Genomic DNA, 22,722 nt, shown 5'->3' on the forward strand with positions numbered 1-22,722 from the left:
TACGTCCTTCATGGGCTTTCTTTTCACATAAATTTGTAAGAAGAGAAACGTTTATAAGGTCCTGAAAATAATTAAATTAGGTGGTATAATGGGGAGAAAATAACAAGGTGGTGTTTTAAATGAGGGTTAACCGTGAAGAACTAAAAAGGTTAATTGATTTTATACACGAAGAAGATACAGCTGAGGTATATGATTTTATAGAATATTTAAACATAAAACGGGAAAGAGATGCCATTGAGCAAATGAATTTAGACCTTTTATCTAAGGATAAAGATCTCGTCCGCCAAATAAAGAAAAGTAAGGAAGATCGTGAAAATGGTCGTATTTATGATCAAGAACAGGGATTAAAATATCTGCAGAACAAGATTAGGGAGTTTGAAAGTGAACAAGATTTATAATGTTTATTGGTCACAAACTGCTCTTGATGAACTAAGTAACATACTTGCCTATCCTCCGGAAATTAAGGAACGGATATATTTAGATGCTTATAAACGATTATCCTATATGCCTACTTTGACTGCCAAACAAATTTCTGGTGGAACTTTAAAAGGTTATTGGGTAAGGCTTGGTTTATATCAAGTAATGTTAGTATTTGAAGTTTATGAAGAAAAATCTCATGTAAGGGTTGATGGTATTAAGCATAAGAGGGAGAATGTTTACTGGAAGAGAAAGTAAGGAATTGGTGAAAATTGAAATGAGTATACTTTTTTTGTGAACCTTTTATTTAAAGTTATTTAAAGAGTATTTTTAAATTAAGTAGTGGGAGGGTTATTAAGTGAAAAAAGCATATGTTGTCATTTCTTTTGTTTCCTTGATTGTTTTTGTGTCGTTATTTTCTGGATTTGGTTCTGATGCTGCTATCGAAGGAAAAGAAGAGCGCTTATCTCATATACTTGAACAGACATGGGAAAACCATGAGGTTAATGCCTATTCCGTTAATACTACTGACTCAGTGTTGTACTTTAAGATTGCTGATACAGAAGACAAAAGTAAATTTCATCAAGCAATACACAGTAAACTAGAAAAACATAATATAGATAATCAATATACACTTAAAATTGATTATGAAAGTGATATTAAAGATAGGCTAGGGTTAGAGTCCGGAATATAATAAATGTAAATGCTAATGGTTTTGACTTTTGAAGTCGTTTTTAGGCGAATGGAAGTAATGAAGCAAGAATATAAAGTAGCGTGATATCGGTTAAGCGTGTTTTTCCCGTGAATTTGTGTTAGGTTCTTGGTTTGTAGAATGTAACAGCAAATGACAAGCCACCCAAGCTATTACAATCTAGGGTTAGTTGGGAAGGCTTGAATATCGGTGTGGATACCACACCGGTGATTTATGAACAAACCTTTATAAAATTAGAAGACCGCTTAATGGGATCAAGAGCTAGGTGTATATCGTACATTGAGGAAATGGTATATTTTTAATAACACTTTTTTCAGATTATTCATATAAAATATAATTTATGGTATGATATGAATATACAATCTAAACAAAGGGTGTATAAGCTTTATAAAACAAGGAGGTTTCAATTATTAAACGACTTGTTTTCCTTTCACTAATGTCTGTATTTTTATTATCAGCTTGTAACAATATCGACGAATTATCGGGGAAAACTTTTTATGTCAGTTCGAGGTCAATACATGATGAAAATAGCTTTTACCCTGTAATGACATTAGAATTTTCAGATGGAAATGTAACCACTATTTCTATTGGTGGCGAAGAAGGGGTATATGAGTTGAAAGATGAATCTTTTGATTCAGTACGAAAATGAGAACGAGACTTTAGAAGTAGAATTCACACTTGAAGAAAGCGATGAAGATTCCAGTACGTATTCAGCAATGATCAGTGATGCAGATTTCCAAATTGAAGATTCAGATCAAGTAAGCAAATATAGAAAGTTCTACACAGATTTACCAAGGTTTCCTGTTGAATTTATAGAAAGATAAAAGCCATGAGATCCGTCCCGGGTTTCTGGAAAAGAAGGACTGTTTTGATGTCGACTAAATGGCTCCTAATACGCAGGAGATTCCGCAATATTTCATAAACGTATAAGTAAATGTATTTATAGTCAGTGGGGTACTGAATTGAAACCTCTATTCTTCTAACTGTCAGGTTAGCACTTTGGCTGCTTTCCATTTTGTCAATTTCTATGCCCCCCCTTTTTCCGGTGGCTTATCTTCTCCAACTGTATTTGTCATGTCATTACTGGCTACGAATGCTACTAAAGTAACAGCCACAGTCATAAGACAGGCACTATTTTCGCATTGAATGACATTACTTCCCCAATGGATCAAAACCTGCCATGTTTCCTTCTTGACATGCAAAATTGAGCATGGTATATTATATCTTGTCGTCAGGGAGGTATACCCAAGTCTGGCTGAAGGGGTCGGTCTTGAAAACCGAGAGGCGGGTCAAACCGCGCGGGGGTTCGAATCCCTCTACCTCCTCCATTTATTCAAATAGCGCATAAAATCTGGAGATAAAAAACCGTTACATTTGTAGCGGTTTTTTCACTATGTCATAAAAATGTCTTGACATAATTTGAAATAAAGCATATATTTACATACAATCAAGTAAATTAAAACGAAAACGATGAGCAGGCCAGTAGTACTGCAGTTGACCGAAAGAGAGTGGAATTCACCGGCTGAAAGATTCCACCGGCCCAACGGGTATGAAACCTACCTGGGAGTTGTTAGTCAAAAAGCTAACCGCAGCATTGCTGTGTTATCAATATAAGTCGGGCATTGTTATGCCAAATTAGGTGGTACCGCGGAAAACCCATTTCGTCCTTCTATGAAGGAGTGGAGTGGGTTTTTTTATTTGCAAATAAGTAAAGAGGAGGATGAAAAGTGGATAAAAAAGTGGCATTCATTGGAGCCGGATCCATGGCAGAAGCAATCATTTCCGGAATTATTTATAAAGATCTGCTAAGCAGCGATCAAATAGCTGTAGCCAATAAAAATAACCGGGAAAGACTGAAAAGGCTGGAGGAAAAATACCAGATTCGAATCATGCAAAACAAAGAAGCAGAAGTTACCGCTGCGGATATTGTCGTCCTTTCCACCAAGCCGTATGACCTGAAGGAAGCGATACTTTCGGTTAAACCGTATATAAGGCCTGAGCAAATAATCATATCCGTTATCGCGGGTATTTCCACTGATGAAATAACAGCATTAATTGGAAAAGATAATCCGGTGATCAGAGCCATGCCTAATACTTCCGCCTCAATCGGGTTTTCTGCCACTGCCTTATCAGCGGGAACTTATGCTTCTGAACATCACCTCCATGAAGCTGAAGCGTTGTTCACAGGTATAGGTGCCACGGCAATTGTCGATGAACAGGATATGCATATCGTTACAGGAATCAGCGGCAGCGGTCCCGCCTATTTTTATTACATGGTGGAAGCAATGGAAGATGCAGCAGTAGATTCAGGCTTAAGTAAAGAGACAGCCAGGCTGTTAATAACCCAAACAATTATCGGAGCCGGGGAAATGTTAAAACAATCAGAAGAGCCTGCAGCAGATTTACGCAGAAAGATTATGAGCCCTGCCGGAACTACGGAAGCGGGAATCAGCGCGCTGGATAAAAATAATTTTCAGCAAATCATCCGGGATTGTGTAACAAGTGCGAAAAACCGTTCGATGGAGCTTGGTGAAAGTAAAAATGATTAGAAGAAGAGAGCCTGCCTTCCCCGGTTTAACGGTAGCAATGTTTTAGTTTGGAAGGCATCCATTTCAATACAGAGACTTTCCAAATTGATATATGCAAGGATTTTAGAAAGTACTTTATTTACGTAAAGTCTTGTCAAAAAGCCTGATTTTCTAATATAATATATATTGCTGAGTTTATATTGCCCCCGTAGCTCAGGGGATAGAGCAATGGCCTCCTAAGCCGTGTGCGCAGGTTCGATTCCTGCCGGGGGCGCTTATAAAAAAATTAGTACCAGGGCTCATTCTCCCTGGTACTTTTTCTTCCCAAAAATAGTTATACAAATCGCGTGCTTATAAAAGCCTACCTCCCTAAATTAGAATGACAATTCTATCTCCAGATCATCCCCGATTGTTTCAAAATCTTCATTATGCGGTCCACTAATGATCAGTTTGACAGATTCAATTTCTTCAGCCGGTGTGTCCAGCATAAACAGGACACTGCCTTCCTGATTTGTAGGACCGAAAAATTCGCCGCCCACAGAATCGGAAAAGAAAAGATCAGCATCGACCTGATCACCGGCATTTGTGGTCATCACTGCCTGATCCGGATACCAGGAAACATTATCCTCAGAAGTATTCTCTGCTCTCAATTCAACATTAATCATGGTCAATTCATCTTTGCCATCAAACATATCTTTAAATTCATCGCTTACGACAAGATTTCCGGATTGAATGGAATGTATGGTAAGTTCCATTGGCCCGCTCTCATGCGTTTCATCTACATCCATGGTTTGATTTACCATGGTAAAAGCTCCAAGCTCATTCTCAGTTGTTTCTCCTTCTGAGCTGTCACCGTGATCCTCTTCCTCAGATGCCGTTTCTTCTGTCTCTTCTTCATTTGCAGTCTCTTCTGCGACAGCTTCCGTTTCCGTGGCATCCTCTGAAGACTCATCAGCCTCATCCCCACATGCTGCAAGCACGATTACTGTCATGGCTGCCAACATAAATATAAATAATTTCTTCATTCCTAATTTCCCCTTTTCTTATTTTTTGGAACTAAAATTAGCATAGCAGATAATGTATACATTTTTTTGTGTACCCTTTTTAGTTTCAATTACTTGTAATTATTGATTGCAACGAATCGTCTTATATACATCTTCGTATAAAAATATGTTATACATGAGTTAGACAAGCAGCCATAAATAATATAATAGGAGTGGTGACAACGGATGACAAAGGGACAGGATCAAGATATGAAATGGACATTAAACAGCAATTACTCCGGCGTATTTAATGAAAAGGAATTGACGTTTTTTAACAGCAATTACATAGACAAAGTGTTGAGATTTCAAAAATCACACAGTAAATATACTAAAACACCTTTGATAAACCTTGAGCATTTATCCGAGTATTTAAATGTACAGGATATCAAAGTGAAAGATGAATCAAAACGGTTCGGCCTAAATGCTTTTAAGGTCATGGGCGGCATTTATGCTGTAGGCAAATATTTGGCTGAAAAGCTTGAAAGGGATATCGATTCGCTGTCCTTTGATGAATTGCGCTCTCCTGAAACAAAAGAAAAATTGGGAGAAATTACTTTTATTTCTGCCACAGACGGAAACCATGGACGCGGCATTGCCTGGGCAGCGAGAGAGCTCGGACAAAAATCCGTGATATATTTGCCCAAAGGTTCCAGCCGGGCCCGCCTGGAAGCCGTTCAGCAGGAAGGAGCATATGGGGAAATTACCGATATGAATTACAATGATACGGTGCGTATGTGTGCTGAGTTGGCTGAGGAAAAGGGCTGGGTCATGGTGCAGGATACCGCGTGGAAAGGCTATGACAAAATCCCGCTATGGATTATGCAGGGATATGCTGCTATCGCAAAAGAAATCATTGAAGAATTGGAAGTGGGAGATGCACAGCCCCCTACTCATATCTTTCTGCAGGCTGGTGTAGGTTCATTTGCTGCCGGGATTACAGCTTATTTTCAAAATTATTACCGTGAACAAGCACCGAAAATAATTGTAGTTGAACCGGAAGCGGCAGACACTTATTTTCGTTCATTTTCAAAAGGAACCGGCGAGATCGTTCCCGTTACAGGACACATGAATTCCATCATGGCAGGTTTGAATTGTGGGGAACCAAATGTTCGAGCTTTTCGGGTAAGCGTAAAATAGTCCACACCTATTTTTCAGATGTGGACTACTGTTATAATTTATTTAGATTTATTAGGAACGCGGCATTCATCAGGGAGTGAAGCGGACCACGGCAGAAGTCGAGTCAACTGCACTTCATCTGTCGTATCTATATTGGGAAGTTCCTCAAACAGGTAGCTGAGGTAGTTAAATGGATTCAGTCCATTTTCCTTGGCCGTCTCCACAACACTATAAATGATCGCACTGGATTTTGCTCCTTTTGCGGTATTGCTAAAAAGCCAATTTTTCCTTCCGATCACAAAAGGCTTGATGGACCGTTCAGCTCGATTGTTATCAATCTCCAATCGGCCATCCTCCAAAAATGCCTCTAAACGTTCCCATTGGTTACGACAATATTTGATGGCTTGACCAAGCGCACTTTTTGGCAGTACGCGTGGTGTTTGCTCTTTCAACCATGCCAAAAAAGCCTCCAGCACTGGCTGGCTGCGTTCCAAACGCTTTTCATAGCGTTCTTGCGGACTTTTGTCCTTTAAATCTCGTTCAATATCAAAAAGCTTATTACAGAAGTCCAAGCCTTCGTTTGCCTTCACAGCCGTAGTGGCTGCGGATTCAGGAAGAGCCTTGAGTGCTTCTGTGAATTTGCGCCGTGCGTGCGCCCAACACCCAACAAGGACAACGTCAGGAAGCCCATTGTAGCCGGGATAACCGTCTACATGCAGGTAGCCCTGGAAGCCTTTCAGAAATCGGCGTGGATGTTTGGCCGCCCGTGTTTGCTGATAATCGTAAAGAACGATGGGTACATCAGTATGCCCTGAGCGATATAGCCACATGTAGGAGGTGGATGTTGCCGGCCGTTCCGGCTCGGATAAAACTTGCAGTGTCGTCTCATCCGCGTGCATCGTATCCAATTCCAATAGTTGGGCGTGCATTTTGTTATAAATGAGCTCCAGCCATGTGATGGCACCGTATACCATCCAATTGGCCAGTGTCTGCCGTGGAATGGATACACCGAAGCGTTCCAGGTGTTTCTCTTGCCGGTAAAGTGGCATGCCCTCTACATATTTTTGTGTCATGGTGTAAGCCATGGCGGATGGAGAGGCGAGGCTCCCAGGAAATACTGGCTCCGGCATCTTCGCTGTCACAATAGGTGTTTCAATTTCATGGCGTTCGCAATGCCGGCAGCTATATACGTGGCGCACGTGTTCAACGACTTTTACTTGCGCAGGAATGATTTTTAATTCTTTACGCACTTCCGTGCTCATATCGTGAAGATTTCCTCCACAGCACGAACAGACCTGTTCCTCATCGGATAAACGATATTCGATCGTTTCCGTAGGCAGGTTTTCCAGCTTTTGTTCACGCTGACCACGCTGTTTCTTGCGTTTATATGTAATCGTTTCGACAGTTGGTTCTTCCACCGTCGTGTCAGTAGTATCTTCGGCCTCATTGAAAAGAGAGAGCTGACCTGAATCGGTCTTCTCACTGGAAGATCCAAATCTGCGTTGTTGGCTCAAACGAAATTGTTCTTCGTACCATTTTAATTTTGCCTCCAACGCTTCTTTTTCCATCTCAAGCTTTTCATTTTGCGCTTTATAATATTCAATTGACTGGGTTGATGTATGCGCTGTTTTTTCCATAAAATAAGTATACGATAAAGAATTCGACTTGCCTAGTCGAATTCCCGTATTCCTATATTTCAATCTTTTAAATAATGGTACGCGCTTTCACCTCACGGTGTGCCTGCCTTTGTTCAATTGGCAAACCATCCAGCAGCCAGCGAAGCTGACGAGGACTGATATTCATAGGTGCTGTGTCCTTTTCTGATGGCCAATGGAATGTTCCCTTTTCCAACCTGCGATAATGCAGCCAAAACCCATTGTGCTCCCACTGCAGGATTTTTAACTTGTCACGTTTCCGATTACAGAACACGAACAAACAAGGAGAAAAGGGATCGAGGTCAAAGCATTCTTGAACAATCACCGCCAGACCGTCAATAGACTTACGAAGATCTGTGCTTCCGCGGGCCAGGTAGACACGCTCAAATTGTAAGTTTGTCAACATTGATTTCGCAGGACATGGATGATATCGGATAGTAATCCAACATTGGCTCCTGGTCGCACTTCGACAGAAAGAGCATCAAAGTGGATAAAGATAGGTCCTTCTCCTTTGGAAGAAATATTTTCCTCTTCCACCTGGACGGCGAGCCATTGTGTTGGTTCCTGTTCAGAAAGATTTTCCTGGTTCTCGAATCGCTGGATCCAATAATACATCTGGTGGGCTTTGATTTCATGATCCCGACACCATTCGGCTACACTTTGCCCGCTATCTTTCCAAGCATCATACCGCGCTTCCCATTCTATTCTCTTGTCTTTTAGAGTCATCGCATAACCTCCTGAATTCATTTCTAAGAAGATTATCGCATGGATGACTTTCTGATTCTATGTGTGTTTTATTTGACGCTTACCTTTTCGGGTTTTAAATCAATACGCTTATTCTTCCTTTTCATGCACAGACCGGCTTGCAGCTCTGGGAATGCGTGTTGTTTTAGCTATGTTAAACAGGCCGGAAGTTGACGGTTATGTCTGACCAGAAGTAGACTGATAATATGACCAGAAAAAAATCCAGGAAAGGAAAAGGACGCCCCCATTAACGTGAAATTGCGGAAACAATTTCACTGGAGACGTCCACTAAAACCTAACATATGATTAGTATATCAGACTATACGTTAATTGAGAAGAAGGACGAAGCAGGTGTTTTTTGTTAGGAGTGCGGAAATCAATCACTGTCCTATTTGCGAAAGCCCTTTGGTAGTGGCTGGAAGCCGGCGGAGGGTATGGTATAGAAATTCAGGAGATAAAGAGAAACTTATTATACGCCGGCTTTATTGTAAACGTTGTCATAAAGTACATCATGAATTACCTGATGTTTTAATCCCTTACAAACGTTATGGAGTAGAAAGCATTGAACAGGTTGTGGATGATAATTTGATAGATGTTCCGGCTGATGAATCGACATTGGGTCGCTGGCGTGAATGGTTTCAGATCTGGGGACCATATGCTGTGGGCTGCATGATTTCTATTATAAAGCGGTTTCAATTGGACTTACCTGTGGGGAGCACGTCCGGTGCCCCAAGGACCGTGCTCCAAAAAATCGGACGTGACGGAAGAACATTAGATGGATGGCTGGCGAAAGTTGTCCGTCCTATTGTTAATGTTCATTTATGGATACAGACCCGTTCTGCATTCCTGTCCGGATACTCTTGAGATAGACTCATGTTTAATAGCTTAAAAGGAGGCTCATTGACATGAGAAATCAAAAGAAAGCACAGGAGATTGCTGCTGAACGGGTACAATTACTGTCTCCATTGTTGGCGGATGGATTGGATGCCGCCAAGGCCAGACAAATCAGACGGCAAATTTGTGAAGCAAGTGGACTTTCTGAACGAACTATTCGAAGATACTTAGCACAATATCGACAGGCAGGGTTTGAAGGTTTAAAACCAAAAGGAAAAGGTACGCAAATCAGGGAAGCTATTCCCGATCATTTATTGAAACAGGCTATCTTATTGCGTCGGGAAGTACCATCACGCAGTATTGCCCAAATTATTCAAATCCTGGAATGGGAAAAACGAGCTGAGCCCGGTCAATTGAAGCGGAGTACCTTGCAGGAAAAGCTTGCTGAAAAGGGGTATAGTGCTCGGCATATGCGAATGTACAGTGATCCTGGTGTGGCTGCCAGGCGTTTCCAACGGAAAACTCGCAATCAATTATGGCATTCTGATATTAAGTATGGACCGTACCTTCCTATTGGTCCAGGTGGAGAGAAAAGACAAGTTTATTTGGTGGTGTTCCTGGATGATGCTTCTCGATTTGTGATGCATGCCGGGTTTTATCCCACCATGGATCAACGTATTGTGGAACAGGGTTTTCGTGAATCTATTCAATTATACGGTGTTCCCGAATCTGTTTATTTTGATAACGGAAAACAATACAGGACAAAATGGATGAAACGAACCTGCTCAAAGTTAGGCATCCGGTTATTATACGCTAAGCCGTACTCGCCAGAGGCTACCGGGAAGGTAGAAAGGTTTAATCGGATAGTGGGTAGTTTCCTGGATGAGGTTTCACTGGAGAAGCCCACAACACTGGATCATCTAAATGAGCGACTCCGTGTGTGGTTGAGTGAATGCTACCAGTACAAGCCGCATAGTGCTTTGGGGGAAAACCAAAGTCCGGAAGCAGCTTTCCGCAGTGATGACAAAGCCTTACGGTTTGTCAGTACAGAAGAATTGGCGCAAGCATTTTTACACTGTGAGACGCGTAAAGTGGATAAATCAGGATGTATTAGTTTTATGGGTAAGAAATACGAGGCTGGATTATCGTTTATTGGCTGCAGGGTCGATGTGGTTTATGATCCTTCGGATATTACGGAAGTGACCATTGAGTACGAAGGACATGCACCTTGGACAGCTCGTGAATTGGTGATTGGTGAACATGCCGGGAAACGGCCAACGATGCCGGATCATCTTGGACAACAGTCCACAGAGCACTCCAGACTGTTGGACGCAGCGACGGAACAGTATGCTTCCCGTAAAGACGTTCAGAAGACAGCGGTTTCCTATCGCAGGGTTAAGAAAGAGGGTGCTTCACATGTTTAACCATTTTTACGGTTTTACGCACACTCCTTTTAACCGCGATATTCTCACATCGGCATTATATTATCCGGATATGCTGGATGAAACCATTGGGAGATTGGAATATGCAGCTGAATCACAATTATTTGCGGTGGTGACAGGAGATGCTGGCACCGGGAAAACAACGACGCTCAGGAAATTTACGGATGAACTGGATTCCGGTTTGTTTAAGGTTTTATATCTGGCCGATTCTAAATTAACACCCCGGCATTTCTATAAAGGGTTACTGGAACAGTTGGGGTGCGAAGCCAAGTTTTATCGTGGAGATGCTAAACGGCAGTTACACAATCAGATTGAAATGATGCGTGGAATTCATGGTTTATTACCTGTGGTTATTGTAGATGAAGCACATCTACTGGACCGGGAAATGCTGGAGGAAGTTCGCTTTCTGCTTAATTTTAAAATGGACGCTGAAAGTCCAATGGCTTTGATTCTTGTCGGACAAAGTGAACTTTGGGACCGGCTTCGGCTCCAATCATTTGCAGCTATTCGGCAACGAATCGACCTGCAATGTAAGCTCCCGCACTATGATCGTGCGCAGGTAGGTGGATATATACAAAAACATTTAACCGAAGTCGGTGCACAAAGCGACATTTTCACAGATGCAGCGATTCATGAAGTTTTTCAGTTTTCGAATGGTACACCAAGGCTGATCAATAAGATTTGTACGCATTGTCTCATTTACGGTGCCCAAAATAAACAAAAACTCATCGATGATCATATGGTAAAACTGGTGATAGAAGGTGAACTGTCATGACAGAAGGAATGATGACCTATGAATACAATAGAGACGCCTGGGTAGTTGAATTAAACGGTTATCATTATACACTCTTTTGCGGTGAATCATTTGAACTTATTGTTGGCCAGTATAAAATCCCTTCTAGGCTCGAGTTGGGGTTGGATTGGTATATTATCATGGAGGAAGATGTTCGATTCGACCTTCGCATAGGTAATGTATATCATATAAACATCTAAAATTGGCTAACTGAACGAAGGGTGTAAAACGTCACTTTATTCCCTCCGAAATAGGGGCATTCTATTCAAATTCCTCCAGATTAATTATTTACTTCCCTGAAGTAATGTGCTAAATTTTTTGCATATTATAAGGGGGAGTTTTTTATGATGATACCACATTATTTTGGAAAAAGTCTTAAAGGTTATGCTTTAGAGGGGAAAGATAATGATTTCCCAAGGTATGAAAGGTGTCCCGGCTGTAATTGTATTGCTGAGGGCAACCTGCACCGTAACGGATATTATTTTCGTTATGGAATTGATAGGGAGGCAGATCAGTGTATACCGATATGTCGAATGAGATGTTTGGCTTGTAAGGTAAACATTTCTATTCTTCCTGAGTTTCTTATTCCGTATTTTCAACATACCTTGGATACGGTCATTCATAATATACACCGTATCATTGATGGGGAGAAATTGGATGGTTGTCGCCAGCAGTTTGCCCAGCACTTCAAGCGTTTTAAAGAAAGGCTACCTTGGATACATAGTTTTTTTGTGGACGAGGGGCATCAATTAGGGTTTTCCCGGGACATAAAAAAAGAAGCCCAAAAATACGTGAAAATGATCCTGGATTTAGGCGAATCCACCTTCTTTCGAAGGTCCTGGGGTCATTTGTCATCATATTTTATGGGCAAATTAATTTTACCATATTTATCGCCTGAAAAAAATAAAATCAGTCCCACATAAATATTGCCTATGAATCTCTTGTCGGAAAAGGTAGAATAAAAGCAATGGATAACCGGTTGTCCTTCTATTCAAAGGAGGAAAAATTCATGAATGAAAAAACACGGGAAGAAATTGCTTTATTTCGCTATGGCCTGATTGCCCCGCTTTTCAATGGGCAAAGGGAGCCAAAGGAATATTTTCAGGAATTGGAGGGGAAAGTTCACCAGGTTCCTTACTACGGGGAACGAAAAATTGCGGCTAAGACGATGCAGGAATGGCTTCTTCATTATCGGAGAAATGGGTTTGAAGCATTAAAGCCCAAAAGACGGGCAGATCGCGGGAATTCTCGCCGACTCTCTCCCGATGATAAGGATCACATTCTCAAAATAAGAAAAGAAGAATTTTTTCACATGCCGGTCAGTGTGTTTTACGAACAGCTGATTAACCGCGGAGAGGTTCATAAACATGAGGTATCCTATTCGACCATTAACCGATTACTCAAAAAACATAACCTGGCCGGAAGGAATCACATGAGCTTTCACCCGGAAAAAGAACGGAAGCGTTTTGCCTATGACAAAGTCAATGTGCTATGGCAGGCAGACCTGTCACATGGACCATATATACCCATCGATGGGAAGATGAAGAAAACCTTTCTAATCGCCTATATCGATGATTGTTCCAGGATCGTGCCATATGCCGAATTTTTCTCTTCCGAGAAGTTTGATGGATTAAGAGAAGTGACAAAAGAAGCGCTAGTGCGACGTGGAAAGCCAACCATGATTTATGCGGACAACGGAAAGATTTATAGATCAGAAACGCTGCAGTATGCCTGTGCGGAGTTGGGGATCACACTGGTGCATACGCAACCATACGATCCAAAAAGCAAAGGGAAAATAGAAAGACTATTCAAAACAATACAAACACGGTTTTATCCGTTATTAAAAAGTGATCCGGCTCATTCTCTGGAAGAATTAAATAAAAGATTTGGGCGGTGGCTGGAGGAGGATTACCACCGAAAGCCACACGCCTCACTTGATGGAGAATCACCCCATCAAATATTTCATTCACAGTTAGATCATATCACATTTTTAGATGATCTATCCATATTAGAAACAATTTTTTTAAAAAAAGCAGAGAGAAAAGTGAAATTGGATGGAACGATTACGTTAGAAAAGCAATTATATGAGGTTCCCGCTGCATATATTGGGCAAAAGATTGAACTTCGACTTGATGATCAAGCAGTTTATGTATTTGAGGATGGAAAGCAAGTGGCTGAAGCTATTCCGGTTTCCATGGGAGATAACGCGCACGTCAAACGAGGGCCATTACCATCTCCGTTCGCTGTCACGGATACAACAGATGAAGATGAAGGGGAGGAAACGGCTCATGTATAAATCCTTTTATTCACTGGCAAAAACCCCATTTCTCAAGGATGTGAAACATGCCGACGCTTTTGAATCCACTATTTATCAAGAAGCGTTAAACGGGTTGTCATATTTACAAAAGTCCAAAGGCATTGGTTTAATTATTGGTGATCCGGGTGCCGGGAAAACATTTACACTGCGTTCATTTAAGGAGTCACTTAATCCGGCGTTATATCATGTGGTCTATTTTCCATTGTCTACCGGAGGTGTAATGGATTTTTACCGGGGACTCGCTTATGGTTTGGGGGAAGAACCAAAGTTTCGTAAAGTAGATTTGTTTCGCCAGATTCAATCAGGAATTGAACAAATGGCGCAGGAACGTAAAGTTACCCCTGTTTTTATACTGGATGAGATGCATATGGCAAAAGATGCTTTTTTACAGGATTTGGCAATACTTTTTAATTTTCAGATGGATTCATCGAATCCATTTATTCTCATATTGGCCGGACTACCACATTTAAAAACACGACTGAATTTGAATCATCACCGGCCATTGGCTCAACGAATCATTATGAAGTATCAAATTCAACCATTAAGTAAAGAGGATGTGTATGCGTATATAGAGCACCATTTAGAACTGGCAGGATCCAGAATGCCGATTTTCAGTTCCACCGCCCTGGAAGCAATCGCTTTGCGATCACAAGGCTGGCCGCGTGTCATCAATACATTAACAATGAACTGCCTTTTGTACGGGGCACAACAGAAGAAAGAACAAATTGATGAGGAAATCGTCCGTCTGGCAGCTGAGGAAAGGGCTTTATGATGGTTGAAGGTATTATGATTTTTCATATGGGTTTCTGGAAAATATGGATTGATCAAGAGGAGTACGTAGCGTACGAAGGATTGCCTATAGAAATAAAGATACAGAATCATTATGTGAAAGTTAATATAGGAAAAGATTATACTGAATACAATTCGTGGTTTGTGGAGTTTACTGAAGATGTTGCTTTTAATCTTCGGGAGTTTGAGGCTTATAAAGTAAGAGTAGTGTCCATAAATTTATTGAAAGAAGAGGATGTCCTTTAAGAGGCATCCTTTTTTCATAAAAAAACAGAAGAGAAATAAAGTGATTATTTATTGCCAAAGCTGGAATAAAGTGGGAAAAATAGCACATTACTTCAGATATTCCACTGTATTAATTTGAAATTAGGGACCTGAGATAATGTGCTAGTTTACACGAAGGGGAAGAAGGAAATATTATCCTTCTTCCCCTTCTTTTTATATTCTGTGGTCAATAATCTAGTCAAAACTTGGACAGAAGACGCAATCAATATAAAGGCATTATATACAATCAGTAACAGCGTGTTTTGGGAAACCCGCTGGGGTCCGATGAGAGAATAATCTCAGGTGAATCAGGCGCCATTCCATTAGGCCTGTTATTTTACCTGCAAAAATTTGCAGGACCGGAAGCCGCGGAAGCACTTCAATTAGATGAAAAAGCAAGCGTGCTGATCATTAATACAGAGGGAGATACAGATGCGGCACATTATTTGGATGTGGTTTGGAGGGGGTTATATTCATCAGATGGATATTAAAGAGGATTTATAAATATTTTAACCTACTTCCCAATATCAGATAAAGGGTAGGAGACAGTTATAAATAGATTCCGTGTTACATTAAGGAATGAAAAGAAGATATTGCGGCATCTTTTTTCTAAGGAATTGACAGGCAGAGAACTATCCAATCGGGTGCTACGGTAATGGTTTAATATGGAGAGGTGGGTATGCTTAAAATCCAGGAAACCTCGGGTGTTTTATTAAAAAAATTTTGTCCAAGGCTTCTAGTGCGATTAGTATATCATTTATACCCACCCTCTTTCAGACAATTATCTAAATATCACCTTAATATAGAAACATTTTTTTAGCTTTTTTTGAGGGGATAGGACAATGTTGAGATTGGGATTTTAGTATTTTTCTTCTGTTTTTTGCTAAAATTTTATATAAAGCATCTCTTAATTTTCTAGGGATTAACTTTAATATTAGTAACGGTTTGAATAGGTTGTTTGTACCTGCTAGCAGATGTAAAATAGAATTAGAGTATATATATTCCTTGTTTTCTGTTATAAAAATCATACTGTCTATGTTTGGGTTGAGTTGTACGTTTTCTTTGGTCCAATTACTATTAAAATCTGTAATAAATAGTTCTGGGTTTTTATTAATGCGTACGATAAAACGTATGAATTTACTACACATATTACATTCACCATCGTAAATTAATACTTTCATGTTAATCCCCTCCAATTAATTTAGATTAAAGATTTGATAATGTTATAAAAGAAACCTAAAGCTGATAGTAGAAAAAACGTGACTAAAATTAATACGAGCCAATTATATTCATTTCTTATAATTGTTAGGACACTAAATATACCAAGAGAAAGATAAGTCACTGTACCCAAAAGTATGTCAAACCAAATTGGAATAGAAATTTCATAGGCAGAGATAACCATGGATAAAAATGCTAACACAAGCCCTATGTAGAGTGCATTAATTTTTGTTTTATAACTAGTTTGATGAGGTGCACTTACTTCAAATTTCCCCAGGACATCTTTATGTTTTATTTTTCTGAATGTATCATTTAACTTAGGATATATGGGCTGCATATATGGTGCGCGTCCTTTTAATGATTCATATCCCCAAGAAATTTTTTTTCCAGCTATATTAAATGTCATATCGTCTACAGATGCTTTTGAGTCTTTGTAAGCAGGTTCAAGATATATCTCAGGATCAATGGAAAATACCACCCGTCCTTGTTCAATATTTCCGAAATAGCGTTTTTTGTTCTTTAATGTTCCCCATTTTATTGCTGACATCATACTCCTTAGGGGATATCTAAAAGGCGTGTACATAGCTAAAGATACGTCTACTGGAATCCATCCTTCTTGAGGAATGTATACTTCATTCCAAACATGATGATTAAATTTCCCCTTAAAGGCACCTACCATGATCCTGCAAGGTATTTGAAGAGATCTGCAATAGGAAGCAAAAACTGCAGAAAGTTCACCACAATCGCCTTTCCTTCTTTCTATTGTATATTCAAAACCTCTTTCTTTTAATTTCGATGAATACTCAAAGTTTTTTCTTACAAAGTTAAAGATGGTATAAGCTTGCTCTTTCGTGTTTTCAGAATGTAAATTTTTAATAATATCCTTTGCTTGTGCACGGGTACTATCATTTACAGGTATTAATTCAGTATTTCTTAAAAAGTATTTTTTTTCTTTATCTGAAATTTCCTTCTTATTTATTGGTTTATATTTTGAGCTATATTTAAATTTTTGATGACTAGGGATTTTAAAAAAATAAATTGTACCTAAAAAATCATGCTTGTAAAAGTTAATTGGCTGGTTTTCCATGAACTCTAATTCTGTTGTCCCTGGTGCAGCTGAGAGCCAAATCTCCACGACGTCTGAACTTCGATTAAAGTATTCAAATGTAATAGAATTGTAGGTCATTCAAATCTCTCCTTAACCTTTTTTACATTCATGTAGTTTAAAATCCTATCTTTCACTAACTTAGCTTTTGAGAATATCCAATTGTACTCTTTGTCATTAAGTAAAAGTGAATCAATTGCAATCATGATAGCAGAGAAAGTTAACAGCCCCATTTGTACAGCAATTCCCGCATGAAATGCTACTATCCCGAAAATCACTATATATTTGGTATATCGATTAAATAGACTAAACGGAAAAGCTAGTTTAATAATAAATGAAAAATAAGCTGCAACTACTAAGAATAAGCTATTATTTAAAAGAAAGTCGGGCAATACACCTGTCGAGAATTCCTCAACTTGCATAATATAATAAATTGCCGTCCCATTGATCCACTGCTCTCCCATCACTTGATATAGAGCAGCAGTAAAATAAAGAAAACATAGCTGCAGTATCACGAACAAAACAGAAAAGTTATGTATAATCACTAATTTATCCCTATGTTTGTTTTTAAACTTTGTAATAAAATTTTTCTCTCCAAATATATTTAGTTTAACTGAGAAATATGTATTTACGTTCATAAAAATCATATACAGTAAAACTAAATGCATTAAATTATCTCCTCCATCTGTAATCAAACCGTTTCTATTATTTAACGAAAAAATAAAAATGTAACATAAAATCTGGATGGTTTTGCCCCCAAAACCGATTGTAAACAAAAGTGCAAAAATAAAACCAAGATGGTATAGAATTTCAAATGCAACAATATTTTTGGATAATCCATAAATAGAAATAGGTATTCGATTTAATTCTATATACAAAGAATCAGTTATTATGCCATCATTACTCCATAAATAACGTCTTAAAGGGTAATTAACTATATATATATACATAATTATTGATCCCAATAAAATTCTAAGAATACTTGCCCCCATTAAATGTTTAGGACTCAAAGTCCAATTGTATATTTTATTAAACATTTTATGCCTCCTCCCTGTATCAGAAAGATGTTACTTGAGTATAACTTCTCCATCCAAATTCAACATATTCGCTTTCTACTTCATAGTTCTTATTAAATCTTTCCGAAAATGGTACAGGATTAATATTTACAATCCTAGTATTTACTTCTTTAATTTCTGCATCAGAAATTAAAGGAATCGACGAAGAAACAAATCGATATAATATATCCACCTGCTTCTTTTTCCTATCTTCAATTTTTTCCGTGTCAACGTTTTCCTTAAATTCTGTGTTATCTACAGTATCTGAGTACTCACTTATTAATTCATTTTCTGAAAAAACACCATGATAGATACCTGTTGGAATTCGTGAAGCTTTACTATAAGCACTAATTGGATTTTTTCTATTTGCATTTATTAACATCTTAGATATGTTATGCCAATCTGAAACTTCTCCGTCTTGCGTTTTGTATTGAACTAGAATATTAGTATTTACATTTACAGGGTCAGGGGCAAATAACTGCCAATTCTGAGAAAAAAAGGGGTATATATACCTTTCTATTGTACTTAAATTACTTGTTTTAACTGGGTTAATAGGCGCTGCATGTAAGAATACCATGGAAAAATGAAAGAGTGTATAAGTTAGTAGAATAAATATTAAAGTTATATTCGTTCCTTTTTTCATTTTGATCACAACCCTTAACATTATTATTTCTAAATATCATATCATAATAAAGTCAAAATAAAAGTATTATTTTGAATAAATAATAAAATAATAAAAAATACCTATTATAATATATGGAAATTAGTCATAATTAACTATTGACTTTAAATTCCAAATTATATACCTTTTTAGGTAGATTAATTAGGAAAGGAGGGAAGAAAATGTCAAAACACAAAAAGAAATTATTGTCTATTGCAATTGTGGGAACTCTTGCTTTGAGCAGCATTGGAGCATCAACTGCGTTAGCTAGCAGTGAAGATTTAACCCCGGAAGTTACGGAGATAACCGCTGAGCAAAAGGAAAATGGCCATGATCCTGAAGCTATTCCAGCTGTTGCCGGTGCTGTTGTTGGTTTACCATTTGCTGGAGCAGCCGCTAAAGCAGCTGGTGAAAAAGTCGGCGAATGGGTTGCAGACAAAGTAATTGGTATCTGGAATGCTGAAGAAGAAATTGAAGAAGAAGCAAACCTTGACGTGATTTTTGACTAAATTGAGCACAAGAGGAAAAGTAGTATAAGTGCTTCCTAGAATTCTATATTTATACTGAATTAACAGGAATTTAGCAAAGACAATACTTGATAAAAAAATAGATAACAAATTGTTAGTATAATATGGTCTAATAAAGAGAGGGATTCAAAAAGTGGATCACGAATTTCTATAGTGAGGATTCTTCTCTTTGGTCTTATTTAGTTTGTAAAGGAGATATTATGGTTTTATGTCAATAACCAAAAGAAGGTTATGGTTGCTTGTATCTAGGAGCAGGCGCGCAGTAATAAGGTTTTAGTATAGGTTCTGATTAAGTAAACGCACCAAACTTGGTGGTTAATTGGCAGGTATGCATTCACAGTCTATCGAGACTATTGTCCCACAACGATTGTCTCAGATTAAAATATCTTGTAGTTTATGAAAATTTAAGACAAATGATAGATAAAAGAATGTATAGTAAGTTGCTTTAAAAGATTTTGGAGAGGTTAGAACAGAAACTTCAAAGTGAAGAATGATAACCGAAATCAGGCAAGGCGTGTGCAATCGGATGATTTGCATATTAATTACGCGGCTTGGAAGCCTTGAGACGATATCCCAGCATATTACGACATAGTGTAACTTGGTTTGTTTTAGCATGGAAGAAACCTATATTGAGTTTCATTAATCATTTGTGCACAAAGTGCCTGTTGGACGCATGGACTGGTTAAAAAATCAGTAATCTTTAATATGTGCTAAAAAACAATTAATGAGATATTTGAAGCTGTTCAACCCTTTATTTCAAAAACCGGTAAACGCCCTGAGGTCATCGTTTGCAGACTGAATAATAAGCTTTATTATTCATTTCCATTTATATAGTTAAATCCCAGTCTCTTTCACTTCAACCACATAAGTGCCGCCAATCAAATCATGAATACCTCTTTTATCTTCTCTTGTACATATCATGATTGCACTCACAATGAATGCTGCTCCCAACGTAACTATTCCGTGAAAGTTCGTGCCAATACTGAATTATCATTATATGTTGCTCTGTACCTATTAGTATGAGCTAAAATCAGTCAGTATGGGGGTCTGCAACTTAAGGCAGGCTATATGGAAGATAACAAGAGAGATAAATACTTTCTTAGCAAAAGTCCAATTCACTCAAAATAACAAACTTTTTTCTTTAAAATTGTCATAAAATGTTCTAAAATGGAACTAATTCACAAATTATAAGAATAATTTAATTACATCATGGCAGATCAATCGCCTTTCTTTCCTTAACAGACACCATGGGAAGGCTTCGGGGAAAGATTTGCATCTTTGTAATCGATTTCAAACTTTAAAAAGAGGTGATTGGATGGACACACAAAAAATACCTGCAAGAGAAGGGAATCATAATCTCAAAGACTATGAAAAAATGCGGGAAGACTTTTCATGGGAAGATATGCATCAGCATTTTTCCTGGCATGAAACCGGCAAAGTGAACATGGCTTATGAAGCAGTGGACAGGCATGCCGAGGACCCAGCCAGGAAAGATAAAGTCGCTTTATTGTATTCATCCCCGGATAGGGAGGAAAAAGTAACATTCAGTGACCTTCGCGACCAAAGTAATCAGTTTGCCAATGTACTCAAAAAATACGACATTCAAAAAGGTGACCGGGTATTTTTATTCATGCCGAGAAGTCCGGAGTTTTACGCTGCATTCTTTGGCATAATGAAAACCGGTGCCATTGCAGGACCATTATTTGAAGCATTTATGGAGCAGGCAGTGCGTGATCGCTTGGAAGACAGCGAAGCAAAAATGCTGATCACGACCCCTGATTTACTTTACCGGGTCCCGCAGGATCAGCTGCCTGATCTGGAAAAGATAGTACTAGTCGGAGATCATAATGAAAATGGAGAAAAGTATATTGATTTTTATAAAGAAATGGAAGCAGCCTCCACCGATTTTTCCATTGAATGGGTGGATTTGGAGGATGGCATGCTGATTCATTACACTTCCGGTTCCACCGGGAAGCCTAAAGGCATTTACCATGTGCATAACGCGATGATTCAGCAATATGCCACAGGGGAATGGGTGCTTGACTTAAAAGAAGATGATGTTTACTGGTGTACTGCAGATCCCGGCTGGGTGACCGGCACCAGCTACGGCATATTTGCCCCATGGCTGCATGGTGTAACAAATGTTGTTCGCGGCGGTCGTTTTACGCCGGATGACTGGTATGGAACGCTGGATAAATATGATGTGACCGTCTGGTATACAGCGCCAACGGCACTACGAAAACTGCTAAGTGCAGGGGAGGTGGCTGTAAAAAAACATAACCTTTCCTCCCTCCGTCATATTTTGAGTGTGGGAGAACCTCTCAATCCGGAGGTTATTACTTGGGGACTTGATGCGTTCGGACTTCGCATTCATGATACATGGTGGATGACAGAAACCGGTGCGCATCTGGTTGTAAATTTTCCGTCCATGGAAATACGCTCCGGATCGATGGGAAAACCGATTCCGGGGGTGGAAGCTTCCATCGTGGATCATGAAGGCAATGAACTTGGACCGAATCAGATGGGCAATCTTGCCATAAAAGAAGGCTGGCCGGCCATGATGCGTGCGGTATGGAATAACCCGAGTAAATATGAAAGCTATTTCATTAATGGCTGGTATGTCTCCGGAGACAGCGCGTATAAAGATGAAGACGGCTACTTCTGGTTCCAGGGACGCCTGGATGATGTGATCAACACATCCGGGGAGCGGGTCGGACCGTTTGAAGTGGAAAGTAAACTGATTGAACATGCCGCCGTTGCTGAAGCAGGAGTGATCGGAAAGCCGCACCCGGAACGCGGGGAAATCGTGAAAGCTTTCATTACATTGAATGATGGCTATGAAAAATCGGATGAATTGCTTGAAGAAATTAGGCAGTTTGTAAAAACCGGTCTCAGTGCACACGCGGCACCAAGGGAGATGGAAGTAAAAGATTCCATTCCGAAAACACGGAGTGGTAAGATTATGCGGCGTCTGTTAAAGTCGTGGGAGCTTGGACTTCCGACAGGAGACACTTCCACATTGGAAGAATAATATAGTATGGATGGTAAAACTTCCACCTGGAGAATCATAGGGTGGGAGTTTTGCTGTGCAGACTGTTAAACCGTTAAAGGTCACAGCAAGAGGGATGAATAAGATCCTCGTGTAATTTTTAGTGAGATGAATTTGCTTCAACTTGACCTATTGCTTATATCAATATTAACAAATGTTTTTCTATCGATTACCCCGTTCCAGAAAATAATTACGTTAAATAACATTTTCCATTTAATTGGTAAGTGAATCAATTTCATAATAGAGAAGTTAGTATAGAAATCCGAACAAAGTTGATTTCCGCTCCAGACGGACGCTTTCACCACTGGCACAAGTGCAACATCGACTCAAACTCGTTTTCGTCGTGTTTTCTTTGCCGCGGGCTCTGCCTCAGCCTCCTCGCTACGCTGCGGGGTCTTCGGCTATCGCTGTTCCCGCTGGAGTCGCCGTCTTCCACTCCAATCAACAGGCTCG

General features: G+C 39.3%; 25 protein-coding genes and 2 tRNA genes. 19 read left to right on the forward strand and 8 right to left on the reverse strand.

Features of this window, described 5'->3' with window-relative positions; genetic code table 11:
- Nucleotides 1-119 precede the first annotated feature (119 nt).
- From ACZ42C_RS15065 to ACZ42C_RS15095, 7 genes are all read left to right on the forward strand, one after another.
- Nucleotides 120-398 (forward strand): hypothetical protein, encoded by a 279-nt coding sequence (locus tag ACZ42C_RS15065; protein ID WP_461183753.1) that lies wholly within the window; start codon nucleotides 120-122, stop codon nucleotides 396-398.
- Nucleotides 382-675 (forward strand): type II toxin-antitoxin system RelE family toxin, encoded by a 294-nt coding sequence (locus ACZ42C_RS15070; RefSeq protein ID WP_461183754.1) that lies wholly within the window; start codon nucleotides 382-384, stop codon nucleotides 673-675. The genes ACZ42C_RS15065 and ACZ42C_RS15070 overlap by 17 nt, the downstream gene beginning before the upstream one ends.
- A 100-nt stretch (nucleotides 676-775) precedes the next feature.
- A complete protein-coding gene (locus tag ACZ42C_RS15075; protein ID WP_461183755.1) occupies nucleotides 776-1,111 on the forward strand; it encodes a hypothetical protein in 336 nt (111 codons plus the stop codon).
- Nucleotides 1,112-1,749: 638 nt separating this feature from the next.
- Nucleotides 1,750-1,953 carry a hypothetical protein gene (locus ACZ42C_RS15080; protein WP_461183756.1) on the forward strand — a complete coding sequence of 68 codons (204 nt, stop codon included), beginning with the start codon at nucleotides 1,750-1,752 and terminating at the stop codon, nucleotides 1,951-1,953.
- A gap of 411 nt (nucleotides 1,954-2,364) precedes the next feature.
- Nucleotides 2,365-2,457, forward strand: a tRNA-Ser gene (locus ACZ42C_RS15085).
- Nucleotides 2,458-2,856: 399 nt separating this feature from the next.
- Nucleotides 2,857-3,678 (forward strand): pyrroline-5-carboxylate reductase, encoded by an 822-nt coding sequence (gene proC, locus ACZ42C_RS15090; protein ID WP_461183757.1) that lies wholly within the window; start codon nucleotides 2,857-2,859, stop codon nucleotides 3,676-3,678.
- Between the two features lie 181 nt (nucleotides 3,679-3,859).
- Nucleotides 3,860-3,931, forward strand: a tRNA-Arg gene (locus ACZ42C_RS15095).
- 100 nt (nucleotides 3,932-4,031) lie between these two features.
- On the opposite strand, the gene ACZ42C_RS15100 is transcribed toward ACZ42C_RS15095, so the two are convergent.
- On the reverse strand, nucleotides 4,032-4,682 hold the full coding sequence (locus ACZ42C_RS15100) for a hypothetical protein (RefSeq protein WP_461183758.1): 651 nt from the start codon (nucleotides 4,680-4,682) through the stop codon (nucleotides 4,032-4,034).
- A gap of 204 nt (nucleotides 4,683-4,886) precedes the next feature.
- On the opposite strand from ACZ42C_RS15100, the gene ACZ42C_RS15105 reads away from it, so the two are divergent.
- Nucleotides 4,887-5,837 carry a diaminopropionate ammonia-lyase gene (locus tag ACZ42C_RS15105; RefSeq protein WP_461183759.1) on the forward strand — a complete coding sequence of 317 codons (951 nt, stop codon included), beginning with the start codon at nucleotides 4,887-4,889 and terminating at the stop codon, nucleotides 5,835-5,837.
- 38 nt (nucleotides 5,838-5,875) lie between these two features.
- Here ACZ42C_RS15105 and tnpC read toward each other — a convergent pair whose 3' ends face one another.
- From tnpC to tnpA, 3 genes are all read right to left on the reverse strand, one after another.
- Entirely contained in the window at nucleotides 5,876-7,384 is a 1,509-nt protein-coding gene (tnpC, locus tag ACZ42C_RS15110) for an IS66 family transposase (RefSeq protein WP_461183808.1), read from the reverse strand.
- A gap of 136 nt (nucleotides 7,385-7,520) precedes the next feature.
- A complete protein-coding gene (tnpB, locus tag ACZ42C_RS15115; protein ID WP_461183806.1) occupies nucleotides 7,521-7,877 on the reverse strand; it encodes an IS66 family insertion sequence element accessory protein TnpB in 357 nt (118 codons plus the stop codon).
- The gene (gene tnpA, locus ACZ42C_RS15120) at nucleotides 7,871-8,197 is read right to left on the reverse strand and encodes an IS66 family insertion sequence element accessory protein TnpA (RefSeq protein ID WP_461183807.1); all 327 of its coding nucleotides are present in this window, start codon (nucleotides 8,195-8,197) and stop codon (nucleotides 7,871-7,873) included. Before tnpA ends, tnpB begins: the two co-directional genes overlap by 7 nt.
- A 369-nt stretch (nucleotides 8,198-8,566) precedes the next feature.
- Here tnpA and ACZ42C_RS15125 point away from each other — a divergent pair, with 369 nt between their 5' ends.
- The 9 genes from ACZ42C_RS15125 to ACZ42C_RS15165 all read left to right on the forward strand — a co-directional run bounded on the left by ACZ42C_RS15125 (nucleotide 8,567) and on the right by ACZ42C_RS15165 (nucleotide 15,145).
- Nucleotides 8,567-9,079: a DUF6431 domain-containing protein gene (locus ACZ42C_RS15125; RefSeq protein WP_461181744.1), complete on the forward strand. Its 513-nt coding sequence runs from the start codon at nucleotides 8,567-8,569 to the stop codon at nucleotides 9,077-9,079.
- Between the two features lie 41 nt (nucleotides 9,080-9,120).
- Complete coding sequence (locus ACZ42C_RS15130) at nucleotides 9,121-10,473, forward strand: DDE-type integrase/transposase/recombinase (protein ID WP_464891255.1); 1,353 nt, start codon at nucleotides 9,121-9,123, stop codon at nucleotides 10,471-10,473.
- Nucleotides 10,466-11,266, forward strand: coding sequence for an ExeA family protein (locus tag ACZ42C_RS15135; RefSeq protein WP_461181900.1), 801 nt, complete (start codon nucleotides 10,466-10,468; stop codon nucleotides 11,264-11,266). The genes ACZ42C_RS15130 and ACZ42C_RS15135 overlap by 8 nt, the downstream gene beginning before the upstream one ends.
- Nucleotides 11,263-11,484 carry a DUF5348 domain-containing protein gene (locus tag ACZ42C_RS15140; RefSeq protein WP_461181899.1) on the forward strand — a complete coding sequence of 74 codons (222 nt, stop codon included), beginning with the start codon at nucleotides 11,263-11,265 and terminating at the stop codon, nucleotides 11,482-11,484. The genes ACZ42C_RS15135 and ACZ42C_RS15140 overlap by 4 nt, the downstream gene beginning before the upstream one ends.
- A gap of 144 nt (nucleotides 11,485-11,628) precedes the next feature.
- Complete coding sequence (locus ACZ42C_RS15145) at nucleotides 11,629-12,207, forward strand: hypothetical protein (RefSeq protein WP_464891285.1); 579 nt, start codon at nucleotides 11,629-11,631, stop codon at nucleotides 12,205-12,207.
- A gap of 86 nt (nucleotides 12,208-12,293) precedes the next feature.
- Complete coding sequence (locus tag ACZ42C_RS15150; protein ID WP_461183789.1) at nucleotides 12,294-13,580, forward strand: DDE-type integrase/transposase/recombinase; 1,287 nt, start codon at nucleotides 12,294-12,296, stop codon at nucleotides 13,578-13,580.
- Nucleotides 13,573-14,373 carry an ExeA family protein gene (locus tag ACZ42C_RS15155; protein ID WP_461183788.1) on the forward strand — a complete coding sequence of 267 codons (801 nt, stop codon included), beginning with the start codon at nucleotides 13,573-13,575 and terminating at the stop codon, nucleotides 14,371-14,373. The genes ACZ42C_RS15150 and ACZ42C_RS15155 overlap by 8 nt, the downstream gene beginning before the upstream one ends.
- A complete protein-coding gene (locus ACZ42C_RS15160) occupies nucleotides 14,370-14,636 on the forward strand; it encodes a hypothetical protein (protein ID WP_461183787.1) in 267 nt (88 codons plus the stop codon). The genes ACZ42C_RS15155 and ACZ42C_RS15160 overlap by 4 nt, the downstream gene beginning before the upstream one ends.
- Nucleotides 14,637-14,917: 281 nt before the next feature.
- Complete coding sequence (locus ACZ42C_RS15165; protein ID WP_461182839.1) at nucleotides 14,918-15,145, forward strand: hypothetical protein; 228 nt, start codon at nucleotides 14,918-14,920, stop codon at nucleotides 15,143-15,145.
- Nucleotides 15,146-15,451: 306 nt separating this feature from the next.
- Here the strand turns inward: ACZ42C_RS15165 and ACZ42C_RS15170 are convergent, their stop codons facing one another.
- From ACZ42C_RS15170 to ACZ42C_RS15185, 4 genes are read right to left on the reverse strand one after another with little or no spacing between them, the layout of a single operon-like run.
- Nucleotides 15,452-15,835 carry a thiol-disulfide oxidoreductase DCC family protein gene (locus ACZ42C_RS15170; protein ID WP_461182838.1) on the reverse strand — a complete coding sequence of 128 codons (384 nt, stop codon included), beginning with the start codon at nucleotides 15,833-15,835 and terminating at the stop codon, nucleotides 15,452-15,454.
- A 20-nt stretch (nucleotides 15,836-15,855) separates the two neighbouring features.
- The gene (locus ACZ42C_RS15175; RefSeq protein ID WP_461182837.1) at nucleotides 15,856-17,058 is read right to left on the reverse strand and encodes a transglutaminase domain-containing protein; all 1,203 of its coding nucleotides are present in this window, start codon (nucleotides 17,056-17,058) and stop codon (nucleotides 15,856-15,858) included.
- On the reverse strand, nucleotides 17,055-18,014 hold the full coding sequence (locus ACZ42C_RS15180) for an HTTM domain-containing protein (protein ID WP_461182836.1): 960 nt from the start codon (nucleotides 18,012-18,014) through the stop codon (nucleotides 17,055-17,057). The genes ACZ42C_RS15175 and ACZ42C_RS15180 overlap by 4 nt, the downstream gene beginning before the upstream one ends.
- Nucleotides 18,015-18,033: 19 nt before the next feature.
- Complete coding sequence (locus tag ACZ42C_RS15185; protein ID WP_461182835.1) at nucleotides 18,034-18,675, reverse strand: DUF5819 family protein; 642 nt, start codon at nucleotides 18,673-18,675, stop codon at nucleotides 18,034-18,036.
- 200 nt (nucleotides 18,676-18,875) lie between these two features.
- On the opposite strand from ACZ42C_RS15185, the gene ACZ42C_RS15190 reads away from it, so the two are divergent.
- Together ACZ42C_RS15190 and acsA are read left to right on the forward strand one after the other, a co-directional pair.
- On the forward strand, nucleotides 18,876-19,202 hold the full coding sequence (locus ACZ42C_RS15190) for a hypothetical protein (RefSeq protein WP_461182834.1): 327 nt from the start codon (nucleotides 18,876-18,878) through the stop codon (nucleotides 19,200-19,202).
- A 1,333-nt stretch (nucleotides 19,203-20,535) separates the two neighbouring features.
- Nucleotides 20,536-22,251 (forward strand): acetate--CoA ligase, encoded by a 1,716-nt coding sequence (gene acsA / locus ACZ42C_RS15195; RefSeq protein WP_461182833.1) that lies wholly within the window; start codon nucleotides 20,536-20,538, stop codon nucleotides 22,249-22,251.
- Nucleotides 22,252-22,722 lie beyond the last annotated feature (471 nt).

It is taken from the genome of Virgibacillus kimchii (genome assembly GCF_055379185.1).

What these genes read in the sequence shown, in the direction of transcription:
- ACZ42C_RS15065 (WP_461183753.1), top strand. Translation starts at nt 120, where the DNA reads ATGAGGGTTAACCGTGAAGAACTAAAAAGGTTAATTGATTTTATACAC.
- ACZ42C_RS15080 (WP_461183756.1), top strand. Translation starts at nt 1,750, where the DNA reads ATGAATCTTTTGATTCAGTACGAAAATGAGAACGAGACTTTAGAAGTA.
- ACZ42C_RS15100 (WP_461183758.1), bottom strand. Translation starts at nt 4,682, where the DNA reads ATGAAGAAATTATTTATATTTATGTTGGCAGCCATGACAGTAATCGTG.
- ACZ42C_RS15105 (WP_461183759.1), top strand. Translation starts at nt 4,887, where the DNA reads ATGACAAAGGGACAGGATCAAGATATGAAATGGACATTAAACAGCAAT.
- tnpC (WP_461183808.1), bottom strand. Translation starts at nt 7,384, where the DNA reads ATGGAAAAAGAAGCGTTGGAGGCAAAATTAAAATGGTACGAAGAACAA.
- tnpB (WP_461183806.1), bottom strand. Translation starts at nt 7,877, where the DNA reads ATGTTGACAAACTTACAATTTGAGCGTGTCTACCTGGCCCGCGGAAGC.
- tnpA (WP_461183807.1), bottom strand. Translation starts at nt 8,197, where the DNA reads ATGACTCTAAAAGACAAGAGAATAGAATGGGAAGCGCGGTATGATGCT.
- ACZ42C_RS15130 (WP_464891255.1), top strand. Translation starts at nt 9,121, where the DNA reads ATGAGAAATCAAAAGAAAGCACAGGAGATTGCTGCTGAACGGGTACAA.
- ACZ42C_RS15135 (WP_461181900.1), top strand. Translation starts at nt 10,466, where the DNA reads ATGTTTAACCATTTTTACGGTTTTACGCACACTCCTTTTAACCGCGAT.
- ACZ42C_RS15140 (WP_461181899.1), top strand. Translation starts at nt 11,263, where the DNA reads ATGACAGAAGGAATGATGACCTATGAATACAATAGAGACGCCTGGGTA.
- ACZ42C_RS15145 (WP_464891285.1), top strand. Translation starts at nt 11,629, where the DNA reads ATGATGATACCACATTATTTTGGAAAAAGTCTTAAAGGTTATGCTTTA.
- ACZ42C_RS15150 (WP_461183789.1), top strand. Translation starts at nt 12,294, where the DNA reads ATGAATGAAAAAACACGGGAAGAAATTGCTTTATTTCGCTATGGCCTG.
- ACZ42C_RS15155 (WP_461183788.1), top strand. Translation starts at nt 13,573, where the DNA reads ATGTATAAATCCTTTTATTCACTGGCAAAAACCCCATTTCTCAAGGAT.
- ACZ42C_RS15160 (WP_461183787.1), top strand. Translation starts at nt 14,370, where the DNA reads ATGATGGTTGAAGGTATTATGATTTTTCATATGGGTTTCTGGAAAATA.
- ACZ42C_RS15170 (WP_461182838.1), bottom strand. Translation starts at nt 15,835, where the DNA reads ATGAAAGTATTAATTTACGATGGTGAATGTAATATGTGTAGTAAATTC.
- ACZ42C_RS15175 (WP_461182837.1), bottom strand. Translation starts at nt 17,058, where the DNA reads ATGACCTACAATTCTATTACATTTGAATACTTTAATCGAAGTTCAGAC.
- ACZ42C_RS15180 (WP_461182836.1), bottom strand. Translation starts at nt 18,014, where the DNA reads ATGTTTAATAAAATATACAATTGGACTTTGAGTCCTAAACATTTAATG.
- ACZ42C_RS15185 (WP_461182835.1), bottom strand. Translation starts at nt 18,675, where the DNA reads ATGAAAAAAGGAACGAATATAACTTTAATATTTATTCTACTAACTTAT.
- ACZ42C_RS15190 (WP_461182834.1), top strand. Translation starts at nt 18,876, where the DNA reads ATGTCAAAACACAAAAAGAAATTATTGTCTATTGCAATTGTGGGAACT.
- acsA (WP_461182833.1), top strand. Translation starts at nt 20,536, where the DNA reads ATGGACACACAAAAAATACCTGCAAGAGAAGGGAATCATAATCTCAAA.